The organism is Mycobacterium sp. MAA66, from assembly GCF_041261665.1.
Taxonomy (GTDB): domain Bacteria; phylum Actinomycetota; class Actinomycetes; order Mycobacteriales; family Mycobacteriaceae; genus Mycobacterium.
Map to the genome: position 1 here is coordinate 503,756 of NZ_JBGCCC010000002.1, position 13,221 is coordinate 516,976.

Sequence of the window (13,221 nt, forward strand, 5' to 3'; positions counted from 1 at the left end):
ACACCCGTGAGCGCATCGACGTACGTCGGCCGGGTCGGCGGACTTGCAGTGGCACTGGGCGTGGGCGCCGCAGTGTTCATCGGTTGTGACGGGACCGCTTGGGCCAAGGGCGATTCCACGCATTCGTCCGATTCGACGTCGCACCCCGCGCCGAAACCCGCGGCGGCCGGACATCCCAAACCGAAGCATGACGCGCAGTCCACCTCTGACGGCAACACCACACCACCCAAGGTGTCGGCCGACAACGCGACCACCAAGACGCCTCCCGTCAAAGCACCAAGCAAAGCCCCGACCGCCGCCACCACCGTCGCTGCAGCGGCCCCCACGCCACCGGCGACGACGCCCCATGTCGCCGCCGCAGTGGTCACCGCCGCGTCGGCCCCCGCCGCGGCGACGTCGGTGACGGCCGCTTCGTCGAGCACCGTCGCCGCAGCCGTCACCGGCACGGGCGGTTCGAACTCGGGTAACAGCCCCACCACACCGGCCGACGCGGTGGTCGCCGCGGCAGTGCTGGTCGCCAACCGTCAGCAGAAATCGGCCGCAGTCGCCACTCCTGCCGCGGCCACCCCGGCGACTCCGGCCATCACCGTCGACCCGACGCTGTTCGTCACCAACGGGTTCATCGAAGGCAACACCAATGCCGTCGACAGCAAGGGATTGCCACTGACCTACACCGTCATCAGTGGCCCCAGCCAAGGCGGCAAGCTCAGCTTCGACCCGGAACTGGCCAAGGGCGACTTCAGCTATCTCCCCTATGCCACGGTGCTGACCTCCGGAACCGAAACATTCCGCGAAATGGTCAGTGAAACAACAGCATTCGACAAAGCACTGGCGTCCATCCCGCTGCTGGGCGGCCTGGTCCCATCCTTGCTGGTGCAGCTGCACGAAGTGGCTGGGCTCAGCAGTTTCCTGGCCCCGCTGATCGGCGCATCCACCGTAGTGACCTTCAATGCCGACCCGTCCGCGCTCAACACCACCGGCAACCCCATCGCGTACACGGTCAAGGTCAAGTCCTTCGACGGCACGCTCATCAGCACCAACATCTTCCCCGCCCAGGGCCTGGCGTCCGGTTCGACGGCACCGACCGTCCTGGAGGGACCGGGTCTGGGCGACAACGGCATCACCGATCCCTTCTCGACCACCGGCATCGGTGACATCCCGGGCCTGGTCCCGGGTGTGGACACCTTGCGCGCCGCGGGCTACAACGTGGTCAGCTGGGATCCCCGCGGTGAGGGCGCCTCGGGCGGAACGCTGCAGCTGGACAACCCGAACTTCGAGGGCAAGGACGTATCCGCGATCCTCGACTACGTCCAGACCCTGTCCGAGAACAACAACCGGTTCGGCATGGTCGGCGGGTCCTACGGCGGCGGTATCCAACTCACCACCGCCGCCATCGATCCCAGGATCGACGCGATCGTGCCCGGCATCGCGTGGAACACGCTGAACGCGGCGCTCTACCCCAGCGGAGCGTTCAAGACCTCCTGGGCCACCATCCTGGTTCTCGATCTGCTGGAAGCCGGCGCCCGGATCAATCCGGCGATCTACGGCGGCATCCTCACCGGGTTCTTGACCAGTTACCTGACCCAGGCCCAGCAGGACCTGCTCACGGCCAGCGGTCCCGGTACCGCGGTCAGCAAGATCACCGCGCCGACCCTGCTGCTGCAGGGCACCGCCGACGGTCTGTTCCCGCTGCAGCAGGCCGTCGACAACGAAGAGGCGCTGACCGCCGCCGGCACCCCGGTCAAGATGGTGTGGTTCTGCGGTGGGCACGGCGTGTGCCTCGACCCGGGTAGCCAGGCCGCCCAGACCGCGCTGCTCACCCAGGACACCCTGGCATGGCTGAATCAGTACGTCGCACAGACCGGCACTGCGGCCAATTCCATCCCCAATTTCCAGTGGATCGATCAGTCCGGAAACATCTACTCCTCCAGCCAGTTCCCGAACAGCGCTGCCTTCCAGGGCACACCCGTCACCGCGTCGCTCAAGAACGGCGGCACCATGCCGATCGTCCCGATCATCGGCGGCGCAGGACCCAGCCCCAAGGTGTCGGGATCGCTCACCGCCGACCTGGTGGCGACCGCGACGGCATCGCCGGCAAGCAATGCCATCAACCTGAAGGTGTCGGTGGCCGGAGGCACGCAGATCGTCGGAGCGCCGACGGTCACCTTCACTTACTCGGGCCTGGGCAACGGTCGCGACGTCTACGCCCAGATCGTCGACGACCAGACCGGCCTGGTGCTGGGCAACCTGGATACGCCGGTCCCGGTGGTGCTCGACGGCCAGACCCACACCGCGACCGTCTCGTTGAACGACATCGCCTACACCGCGGCGGCGGCCGGCGGGCTGTTGACCCTGCAACTGGTGGGCTCGGCCACCCAGTACGAGAACTTCACCTCATTCGGCGCGATCCAGGTGTCGAATCTGTCGATCTCGCTGCCGACGGTGGGCACCGGCGTGGCGACCGAAGAAAACCCGTCGCCGGCGCCGGTCTGAGCGGACCTGACCGGCATATCGGACTCGATCGCTCCGGAAAGCGCTCCGGAAGCGCTGGCCAGCTCACCGGCGCCTGAACAGCGATCTACGATGACCCGGTGGGGACCCTGCTGCTGCGCCCGTTGCGCCTGTGGGTGAGGTATCTGCCGCAGCTCGCCGCCTGTTACCTGCTGGGACAGCTCGGCCGCACGGCCGCCATCGAACTCGCTGCCAGGTTCGGCGCGCACAACGCACTGTGGGCCGACGTGATCATGCCGTTCGCCGGCTTCGCCCGGCTGGCGTCGTTCATCGCGATGTTCCTGGTGCTGCGCCCGGCGATACCGGCGCTGAACGCACTGCCCCGCACCAACGCGCGCAACGTCGACCTGTTCTCGAATGTGGTCATGCCGTTCATCGCGATCTACATCGGCTGGCAGCTGCTGCGCGATGACTGGGTCGCCTTCGCCCAGACCAGCCTGTACTACCTGGACCTCAACAGCGCACCCGATCAGATCACCGAGCTGAATCCGTCCGACATCCCGGTCAGCAACGTGGCGTGGGCACTGATCATCGGCGCCTTCGTGTTGCAGCACCTACTGAAATGGTTCCAGAACCGGACGCCCGAATGGTTCGTGGGGATCAGGCTGTATCTGCAGGTGTTCTGGGTGTTCCTCACCGTGAGCTTCGCGGCGAATCAGGGCGCGGTGTTCCTGCTGAAGCCCGCCGTGTGGTTCCAGCAGCGACGGCTGGTGGTGTGGTTCGACAACGCCACCGAGCAGGCGAACAACAGCCATCCGGCGGTGAAGGCCGGCACGAGCGTGATCGGCGCGGTCTGGCACGCGGTGGTGGGCGTCGCCGGTATGCCGCTGCTGTGGCTGGTGATCGCGGGATTGGTCTACGGCGTATCGGCGGCGGCGTCGTGGCGCGGCGTCGCGCGGCAGCTGGCCGGTGACCGTGCCGCCGCGGTGGTGGATCGTGCGGCGCCGGCGCAGGTCCTGCTCCAACAACACTTCGAGGCGCACCTCGGCGCCCGGTCGCAGGGCCTGGCCAAACGGGCGTGGGAGTCGATCAAGGCCCAGGTGAAGGCCTTCTTCGGCAAATACGCCACCATCCTGAATTCGGCCCGGCCGATTCTGCACGGCGGATTCGTCCCCATCGCGGTCTACGTACTGGCCTTCGCGGGGACGGCTTGGCTCTCGGTGACCGACACCTTCTATCGCATGCAGATCGAATCCGGCTACCTGGTCAGGTTTTTCGCCTGGGCGATCGGCTGGCACGACGACGCCTTCTGGTCCGGCCCGGGTTCGCTCGCCTTCACGTTGTCGGACACCTTGGTGACCGCGCTGCGCATCTGCCTGGTGGCGTCGACCTACGCATACTGCGCCGAGAAGATCGAAGCCGAGCAGGCCGCGAACCCACAGACCGACGAGGCGGCCGAAGCCGTCACAGCTTGAGGCGCACGCCGATCTGACCTCGGTAGTCGACGAGGTCCAGCGACGACGGCCGGGCATCGTCGGGCAGCAGGAACGAGAATTGCAGCGGCCCGCGCGCCTGACAATCCTGCGTGCCGTCGGCATCTGCCGGCGGAACCCAGAAGTCGCCGCCATACGCGGGCTCAGCCTTCCACCGACGATCGCCCTCGACGAGGTAGGCGTCGCACGAGACGGGGTGCTGCGGGGCACCGGTGCGGTTCACCTCCACGACCGTTATCGCAGTGCCTCGCGGTGCCGGGCGTCGGGCATTCGGCGAACGGCCGAGTTGGCGGACCCGGCCCAACGTCCACACCTGGCCATCGATGGTTGCCGAGGCGGCGTAATCGATCGTGTGCGCCGGCACCCGGGTTCGCCAGTAGACGGTGAAATCGTCACGGTCGAAGACGCTGATCACCGTTCCCAGCACCAACGAGCCCAGTGCCACCACCGTGGCGACGACGTTGCGGAACCACAACTTCGAGGCGAACCCGGGCAGCCTGCGGCGCGCCCGCACCGGCGTGTCCGGTGATGTACCAGAAGATGTTGCCTCCGAAGGTGTTTCGGCACTCATGACGCGACGATCACCGCCTTCGGCGGGGTTATCGCCGGGACGCGCGGGGCGTGCGTCGCATCCATCGGGACGGTGATCGACGGGATCCGCGGGAAGAATCTCGGAAGCACCGGGCTGACGTCGACCCAGGCGCGCAACTCTGCCGCGCTCGCCTTGAGTGCGTCATCGGGCACTTCGAAGATCCAGCCGCCCTTCTGCGGGATGCCCGCGGCCAACTGGTTCAACGAGATCGGGAACACCCCGACCGGCGATCGGTTGTCCGGCGTGTAGGTGCGGCCGTTGATCACCAGGATCGCTCGCGCCTCTCCCGGACCTCGCCGTGCCGTGACGGTCGCCTCCACCAAGATCCAGTGCCCGTTGGCCTTCAAACTCCCGCCGACGAGTTTGAGTTTGTCGCTGACGGTCGCACCGGCCACGTGCAGCGTGACGGTCGGGGTGCTCACCGTCTCCCCCACCGCCCCTGCGGTGTAGAACGGCGCCTCGACGTCCGTGGGATATGGCAGCCGGTCGGAGACAAACACCGCCGCGGCCAGCAGCGCGACCACCACAACGGTGTGAATTACCATGCGCAGCAATGGATTTCGCATCGTCATGCGCCCCCCGTGACCGGCACGGTGATGTCGGCGTACGTAAGCAGGTCGACCCACCCCTGTCCATATCCGACACTGAACGCACCGAACGAACGGTTCGGCAGCCGGAAGGTCACCGGCATTCCCGGCCTGATCGCGTCGTCGGCCACGTTCCAGACGAAGGCCAGGTCGTCGGTGGCCGCCGGCTGCAGCACGGCCGGGGTGGCGTCGGACATTCTGATCACCGGCGCCGGATCCGCCAGGCGGTACGGGACACCCACCGGCGTGATGATCGGACCGAAACCGCCGAAGCCTTCGGGCACCGTGCCGTTGTTCGTGACCGTCGCGACCACAGCCAGATACAACCGGTGCTCCTGCGGTTCGAACACCACCCGCCGGTCGTTGCTCAAGCTCGACTTCACCACCGCGCGCTTGATCACCATGGTCAGTTGACCGGTGCTGTGGCTCTCGTTGACCTGGAATGTCGTGGATTTGGGCGCAACGGTGTCGATGCCGCCGAATCCCGCGGTCGCCAGCACCACCGCTACCGCGACGATGTGCCAGATCTGCTGTATCTGCAGTCCGGCGAACCATTTCCTGATGTCGGCGATCTGCCCGGCGACAAAGCCCTCTTTGACCTCTGGCTCCGGATCGGGTGCAGATTCGGGCTGCTGGTCCTGGGCAGCGGTTCCGGGGCGGCGCCACACCTGGTCGGGCTCACCCGCGTTCGGACTGGCATCGTCGGCGCCTGACGGGGTCAGGTTCGGGCCGACGTCCATGACTCCAGATCGTATCGGCTCAGCTACGCCCTGTACCGACACCATTGCGGCGAGAGTTGCGGCTACCGTGAGCAGTCGATGAGCAACGGCAACGTTCCCACGCCCGGCCCGAGTTTGGCTGAGGTGCTGCGGGAGTGGGGGCGCATCGGTTGCATCGGCTTCGGCGGCCCGCCGACCCACATCAAACTGCTGCGTGAACTGTGCGTCGAGCACAAGAAGTGGTTGACACCAGTCGAATTCGAAGACGCCGTCGCCGCCTGCAATCTGCTGCCCGGCCCGGCATCGACCCAGCTGTCGATCTTCTGCGCGTGGCAGGTTCGCGGCCTACTCGGCGCGCTGGTCGGCGGCGCAGCCTTCATCGTCCCCGGACTGATCCTCATCCTGGTTTTGGCGACCGTCTTTCTGGAGGGCTCGCCGCCGCGCGCCGTGCTGGCCGCGGGCGCAGGTGCCGGATCTGCGGTGGCCGCCGTGGCGATTCACGCGGCGGGCGGATTGCTCCCGGCCAGCTGGCAGCGAGCAGGTGGCGGCGGCCGGGCACATCAGGTGCGCTGGCTGGGCTACGTATTCGCAGGGCTGGTGGCTGCCGCGACGGTCGGACCCTGGTTGGTGCTTGTTCTGCTGTTGTGCGGGGCGATCGAGGTAGCGGTGCGGTCGCGGCCATCGGGCTCGGGCCCGCTATCGGTCAACCCGCTACCGATACTCGCGATCGGCGCGATAGCCATGGGCACGCTGCCCGCCTTGATCTGGGTGGCACTGAAGGTCGGTGCGATGTCGTACGGCGGCGGGTTCGTGATCATCCCGCTCATGCAGAACGACGCGGTCGATGTGCACCACTGGATGACCGGCGCCCAGTTCCTCAATGCCGTCGCGCTCGGTCAGATCACCCCAGGCCCGGTGGTGCAGACCGTCGCCGTCGTCGGCTATGCCGCCGGCGGCCTGGTCGGCGGCGTCCTGGCCGCATTCATCGCGTTCAGCCCGTCGTTCGCGTTCGTGCTCCTCGGGGCCCGCCATTTCGATCGGCTCCGCGCCAACCCCACCGCCCGAGGATTTCTCGACGGGGCCGGGCCCGCCGCCATCGGAGCCATCCTCGGCTCCGCTCTGCCGCTGGCACTCACGCTGACCCGGCCCTGGCAGTTCGTCGTGCTGGCCGCCGCAGCCGTCTTGCTGCTGGTGCTGCGCCGCAGCGTGGTCCTCACCTTGCTGGCCGCGGCCATCACCGGCGTCATCGCGGTCGGCGCCGGTCTCCCCCTTCCGCACTAGCCCGATCCCTGAGCACCAGACCGGCCCCCTTCCGACATCGGAAGGGGGCCGATTGGTATTCAACCGACCAATCAGGCCGCAGCGGCGTGAGCCTTCTTCGTGTTGCCGTTCGAGGCGGCTTTCTTCGGGCTGCTGTTGCCGCTCGACGCAGCGGATTTGGCGGCGGCATAGCCGGAAACCGTCGAGGTCGGGTTGGCGGCAGCTGCCGTGACCGGCTTGGCAGCTGGCTTCTGACCGGCGCTAGGAGCCGTCGCCGCAGCGCTGACCGCAGACACGGTCTTGGGTGTGGCCGGCGTCGCGGCACTGACCGCAGACCCCGTCGTGGTCGATGCCGGCTTGAAGCGGTTCACCACGTTGGTCACGTCCGTCTTCAACTGGTTGACCGCATTGGTCACGTTGGTCTTGACCTGGGCGACCGTCGCACTGACCTGCTGCTGGATAGCGGGCGCGATCGCACGCAGATACTTCTGCACCGAGAATGCCGCGGTGGACACGCCGCTACTGATCGCGCTCAGCACCTTGACGATGTTGTGTGTGGCGAACGCAGCCTGGATCGACTGAACCACTCCAGCGAGTTGCCCTTGCAAGGTGTGGTTGTTCACCGCAATCGTCGCCGCCGGGGCCGGCTGAGTCCCGAACAGCTGGCCGTTCCAGTTCAGCAGCGTCCAGCCAGCCGTCGGACTGCCTTGGACCACAACGTAATTGGTGTTACTCAACGGAGCTGAGGCGAACAGCGCGAACTTCTGCTGCAAAGTGAGGTTCGTGATGTTCATCATGACCCAGAACATGATCGCGCCGCCGTGCGAGAAGACGACCGGATTGAGATCACCGGTGTTGTAGATGGTCTGCATCGCACCGTTGAACCGATCCTCGAACTGGGTGCCGGTGATCGACCCGGGGATCTGCGCGCTGAGGTTGCCCTCGACCCATTGAATCGGTGCCTGGAGGTATCCGCTGGTGGCATTGGCCTCGGGCGTGCCCTCATAGATGCCGGCCTGGATCTCCTCCAGCCCGTCCAGCACCGTCACCGGCAGGCCCAGAGCCTGCGACATCGGCGCGGCGGTCTGCTGGGTCCGCACCATGGTCGAAGCAAAGATCCCGTCGTAGTTGTTGACGGACAACTGGTTCGCGATGGCCTGAGCCTGCTGCTGTCCCAGCGGGGTCAACGACGGACCAGGGGTCGACGTGTCAATCAGACCCGAGGCGTTACCCTCCGAATCGCCGTGACGGATGAATGTCACCGTCATCACGTCGGCCGCCCACGCAGGCAGCACCGACATGACAAGGAAGGCAGCGGCGGTCACTACAACACCGAGCGCCTTCCAGATACCTGAACGCCGGCCCGATCGCCGCACGTTGCTACCAAAACTGTTGGGGTTATCCATGTCCTCACCTGCTAGGGAACGATTTACGCATGCGAGCGTGAGGTACCTCACAGCGCGGCTGGGTTCCTCGTCCCATTCAGCGAGCTGTGCGCAACCTGGCATTCACCTGTTGTTGGCCTGGAATTCACGGAAGGCCTGTTGGGCACTCACCATATTCACTGCTTGCCGAACGCGATCGACCGATGGATTGAGACGGCCGTACCACTGTGGCGGCGGTGCGAAGACCCGACCGCAACTTCTGAACGACGCGCCCTACACGCGGTGTTTCGGCCACCAGCTCGCCTCCCCCAGCAGCGTCGCGATGGCAGGCACGGTCAGCGTACGCACGACGAACGTGTCGAGGAGCAGACCGCAGCCGATGATGAAGCCCATCTGAACCATGATTCCGATAGAACCCACCATCAGCCCGAACATGCTCGCCGCGAAGATCAATCCAGCCGATGTGATGACCGAGCCGGTACTGGCGACCGTACGCATCACGCCCATGCGGATGTTGTTGGCAGATTCCTCGCGAAGGCGCGAGATGAGCAGCATGTTGTAGTCGGCGCCCACTGCCACGAGGATGATGAACGACAGTAGAGGGACAGGCCAGGCGATGTCGTGCCCTAGTCCGTACTGGAAAACCAATACACCCATGCCGAGTGCGGCCGCGTAGTTGAGCACGACAGTGGCCAGGAGATAGATCGGTGCCAGCACCGCCCGCAGCAGCGCGGCAAGGATCAGGGCCACGATGATCAGGGTCGCGATGGCCAGTTGCAGAAAGTCCCGCACCATCAACCGTTGGATGTCGGAGTTGATGGCCGGAAAACCTGCCATGGACACCTCGGCGTCGGCCAGCGATGTGTTGGGTGTCGCCGCTGCCGCGACGTCGGTGATGTGTTGCCCAAGCCTCATCGCGTATGCGGTATAGGGATCAAACCCGGATTCGATGACAAACCGCGCGGTCCTTCCGTCGGGCGAAATGAATTGCCGGGCAACCTGCGCGAACTGTCGATCCTGCAGCGCACTGGCCGGCAGATAGAAGCCCGTCGCCGCGTCCGATCCGTCGGCGCTGCGCGCAGAGTCGCGCAGTTGTGCCGCGATCTGGCTCATCCCGCCCAGCATCTGAATGTTGCTGTCCACCAGGGTGTGCACGCCGACCGCCAGCGCCCGCGCGCCCGCGGCGAGCTGTCCGATGCCGCGCTGCAGTCGTGCGATCTGCGCGGGCAGGTCGGCTCCTGGGCCGCCGAGGACTTTCATGCTCCGGTCGAGGGTGTCCGCGGCACGCTGTAATTGGGTGATCGTCTCTGACACTGAGGAATCCGCGGTCCTCGCGGTCAATTCATCACCCAGACCGGCGATCTGATCGAAGAAGCCCCCCAGGCGCAGTGCCACCAACGTCTGAACATTGTCGCGCAACGCTCCGCACTCCGGTGTGGCCGCACAGAGGGGCGAGGCGCCGAGCGTGGCCGCCAGCGGATCGATGACGGCGATTGCATTTGTTGCCCGTTGCGCCAGCGGTCGAATCTGTGCTCCGTCCTTGACGATGCGGTCGACGTTGGGCCCCATGGCATTCAGCTGCTGCAGTGCCGGCCGGTAGCGCTGAATCGTCTGGCCGGCATGCTCTGCCTGACCGAGCAGACCAGTCAGCGGCCCCAGCGCGGAGCGCACGCTGGTGTCGAGCTGGGTGAGACCGTCGGCCAACCGATCGGCGCCGTCTGTCAGCCTGGCCAAATCACTCTTGCGGGCATCGCCGTCGGCCACGGCGCCCGCGAGCTTGTCGCCGATCTGTCCGTTCTGCCACGACAGCTGTGCCTGATCCAGCCGCTTCCCGGTCGGCCGAGTGACGCCGACGATGCGAACGACCCCGGGTATCTGGGAGACCCGGGAGGCCATCTCCTCGAGATCGGCGAGTCCCCTGCCGGTACGCAGGTCCGTCGGCGACTCCACCACGAGGAACTCGGAGATGATCACATCCTTGGGAAAGTGCCTGTCCAACAAGCGATAACCCTCATTGCTGGCAGTGGTGGATGGTTGCCCCTTGCGGTCGTCATAGCTCATCTGCAACGTGAGCGCCACGCCGCCGAGTGTCAGGAGCAGCACCAGACTGATCACCAGCAGTGGCACCGGCTTGCGGACGACGGTCACCGCGATCCGGTTCCAGTAGGCGCGGGTCCGATCCTTGCGGGGCTCGCCGATGCCGCGCTTGGCCGCCAAGACCAACACCGGCGGCAGCAGCGTCATCGTCGCCACGCACCCGACCAGCACCGCCACGGCGCAGGCGGGGCCCGAGGTGGCGAAGATGGTCAGCGTCGCGAACGCCATGGCCAGGAACGCCAGGGCAACGGTCGCGGCCGAGGCGAGGATGACACGCCCGATCGTCGCCGTCGCATTGATCACCGCTTGATCTACAGCCACGCCCTGCCGTCGTTGCTCGTGGTATCGGCTGATCAGGAACACCGAGTAGTCGGTGCCTGCGCCCAACAGGATCACGGTCATGAACGCGATGGTGAACTGCGAGACCGGCATCCCCAGTTCTCCCAGCGCCGACAGGACTCCTCGCCCTACCCCCAGGCTCACGCCGATGACGAGCAACGGCAGCAGCGCGGTGAACACCGAGCGGTAGACCAGCAGCAGGATCGCCGCGATCAGGCCGGCGGTGGCCAGCGAGATGAACACCAGATCCCTTTCCGCAGCGACGATCTGATCGCTCATGGTCGCGGCCGGACCAGTGACATATGCGACCGTCGCCGTGCCGTCGAACGCATTGGCGGCGATGCCGCGTACCGACTCGACGGATTCGGCGGCCCGCGGCCCACCCAGCGTCCCGGCGATGCCGACCGGCAGATACCAGGCCTTGCCGTCGGCGCTCGTCGCCCGACCGGCAGTGACCGGATCGGCGAGCAGATCCTGGACCAGCGGCACGTTCTTCGAGTCGGCGCGCAACGCGGAAACCATTGCGGCATAACGCTCCCGTGCTGACGGGGTGAGCCCCTCCGGATTCTCCATCGCGACGACCACCGTGGTCGTCGATCCCTCCTCGCTGAACGCCTTGCCCATCCGGTCCAGCGTCTGGAACGACGCCACGTCGTGCGGAATCGGGTCCAGCGACTGCCGTTTGACCACCGTCTCCAATTGCGGAAACAACATCGCGAGCACGACGGCCAGACCTAGCCAGGTGCCGATGACGATCCACTTGTGCGTGACGGCGAACCGCGCTACCCCGGCCAGGCGGGCGCTGTAGGCATCTTCGTGCGGCGGACGCCTCACCATGGCCGCGCCGTCATCGTCCGATCCGATCTGCTGTCAGTCACATCGCCTCCTGAGGACGGTCGCAGGCCCGCGGAATCGTGCCGCGCGACCATGTATGCAACGTACGACATATTGCGTCGAGTGTTGCACGGCGTCTAGCGTGAGTCCTCATGCAGACCCCAGAGTCCCTCGACGTCGAGGGAATCGACTTCGCGTTCGACGATCAACCAGACCTCCACGCCGCGCTCGCCCAACTCCGCGCGCGCAGGCCCTACGCGATCGTTTCGTTTGCCGGGGTCAGCGCGGTCTTGTTGTTGACCGATGAGCTGGTCCGGGCGGCCTTCCGCGACGAAGCCACATTTCCCGCCGCACCGGTGTATGCGATGACCACAGAACCGGTGTTCGGCAGGACCGTGCTCAGCATGACGGGCGCCGAGCATCGCGCCAGCCGCAGCGTGGTGTCGGCGCCACTGCGGCGCACCCGCGTCCGGGACTATCTCGAGCCGGTGATCGAGCCGGTCATCACCGAGCTGATCGACCAGTTCGCCGCCCGCGGGACCGCCGATCTGGTCGTCGAATTCACGGACCGCTACTCACTGTTGGTCATCAGCCGCCTGCTGGGCTTGCCGGTCGACGACGAAGCCAACATTCACCGCTGGGCACAGGCGATGATCCGATACCCCTTCGACCCGCCGACTGCGGTTGCGTGTGCCGCCGAATTCACCCTCTATGTCGCCCCGCTGCTGGCCGCGCGCCGCCGGGAACCTGGCGACGACATGATCTCCATGCTGGTCACTGAAACCACTGAAGACGGCGAGAACCTCTCGGACGAAGAGATACTCACGTTCCTGCGGATGCTGTTCCCGCTAGGCGCCGACACCACCACGCTGGCACTGGGCAACATCTTGTCGGCCTTGCTCAATCATCCCGACCAACTGGACCTGCTGCGGTCTGACCCGGACCGCTATCTGCAGCCCGCGGTTTGGGAGGGACTGAGATGGGAGCCGGCGGTCGGGATGCTGCCGCGCGCCTGCCCTGAGGCCGCGACGTGGCAGGGGATCGACATCCCCGCTCTGACCCCGGTGATCTTCGCCATCAACGCCGCCAACCGCGATCCGGCGGTGTACCCGCGGCCTGACGACTTCGACATCACCCGCAACGTGATGCCGACCGTGGCGTTCGGGCAGGGCCGCCATAGCTGCATCGGGAACTGGCTGGCCAACACCGAACTTCTCGCCGCGCTGCGGGCCCTGATCGAGCGGCTGCCCGACCTCGCGCTAGACCCCCGATACGCCGAGACTTCCACCATCACAAGCCAGGTCGGCACCACGCTACGCGGACCCGATGCCCTGCCCGTGACATTCAAGCCGTCGGGGAGGCGGCCGGAGGTCGCGGTCTAGGCGCGCCGCGGACCCCCGTTCGACCAGCGGATGACGCCGTGTGCGCAAGGCGTTCGCTAGGTTGTCCTCAGGGTGGCCCCAC

9 protein-coding genes are annotated in these 13,221 nt (G+C 66.3%); 4 read left to right on the plus strand and 5 right to left on the minus strand.

Annotated features, from left to right (window positions below; genetic code table 11):
- Positions 1-6 precede the first annotated feature (6 nt).
- Both ABIA30_RS08945 and ABIA30_RS08950 read left to right on the plus strand, forming a co-directional pair.
- Positions 7-2,493 carry an alpha/beta hydrolase family protein gene (locus ABIA30_RS08945; protein ID WP_370064260.1) on the plus strand — a complete coding sequence of 829 codons (2,487 nt, stop codon included), beginning with the start codon at positions 7-9 and terminating at the stop codon, positions 2,491-2,493.
- Positions 2,494-2,591: 98 nt separating this feature from the next.
- Entirely contained in the window at positions 2,592-3,926 is a 1,335-nt protein-coding gene (locus ABIA30_RS08950) for a hypothetical protein (protein ID WP_370064262.1), read from the plus strand.
- Here ABIA30_RS08950 and ABIA30_RS08955 read toward each other — a convergent pair.
- From ABIA30_RS08955 to ABIA30_RS08965, 3 genes are read right to left on the minus strand one after another with little or no spacing between them, the layout of a single operon-like run.
- A complete protein-coding gene (locus ABIA30_RS08955; RefSeq protein ID WP_370064264.1) occupies positions 3,916-4,515 on the minus strand; it encodes a hypothetical protein in 600 nt (199 codons plus the stop codon). The genes ABIA30_RS08950 and ABIA30_RS08955 overlap by 11 nt on opposite strands.
- The gene (locus ABIA30_RS08960) at positions 4,512-5,081 is read right to left on the minus strand and encodes a hypothetical protein (RefSeq protein ID WP_370064266.1); all 570 of its coding nucleotides are present in this window, start codon (positions 5,079-5,081) and stop codon (positions 4,512-4,514) included. Before ABIA30_RS08960 ends, ABIA30_RS08955 begins: the two co-directional genes overlap by 4 nt.
- A gap of 23 nt (positions 5,082-5,104) precedes the next feature.
- On the minus strand, positions 5,105-5,863 hold the full coding sequence (locus tag ABIA30_RS08965) for a hypothetical protein (RefSeq protein WP_370064268.1): 759 nt from the start codon (positions 5,861-5,863) through the stop codon (positions 5,105-5,107).
- Positions 5,864-5,941: 78 nt separating this feature from the next.
- Here ABIA30_RS08965 and chrA point away from each other — a divergent pair, with 78 nt between their 5' ends.
- Positions 5,942-7,123 carry a chromate efflux transporter gene (gene chrA, locus ABIA30_RS08970; protein WP_370064270.1) on the plus strand — a complete coding sequence of 394 codons (1,182 nt, stop codon included), beginning with the start codon at positions 5,942-5,944 and terminating at the stop codon, positions 7,121-7,123.
- A 71-nt stretch (positions 7,124-7,194) separates the two neighbouring features.
- Here the strand turns inward: chrA and ABIA30_RS08975 are convergent, their stop codons facing one another.
- Both ABIA30_RS08975 and ABIA30_RS08980 read right to left on the minus strand, forming a co-directional pair.
- Positions 7,195-8,508 (minus strand): histidine phosphatase family protein, encoded by a 1,314-nt coding sequence (locus ABIA30_RS08975; protein WP_370064272.1) that lies wholly within the window; start codon positions 8,506-8,508, stop codon positions 7,195-7,197.
- 252 nt (positions 8,509-8,760) lie between these two features.
- Positions 8,761-11,760 (minus strand): RND family transporter, encoded by a 3,000-nt coding sequence (locus tag ABIA30_RS08980; protein ID WP_370064274.1) that lies wholly within the window; start codon positions 11,758-11,760, stop codon positions 8,761-8,763.
- Between the two features lie 149 nt (positions 11,761-11,909).
- On the opposite strand from ABIA30_RS08980, the gene ABIA30_RS08985 reads away from it, so the two are divergent.
- Entirely contained in the window at positions 11,910-13,139 is a 1,230-nt protein-coding gene (locus tag ABIA30_RS08985) for a cytochrome P450 (RefSeq protein WP_370064276.1), read from the plus strand.
- Positions 13,140-13,221: the final 82 nt, after the last annotated feature.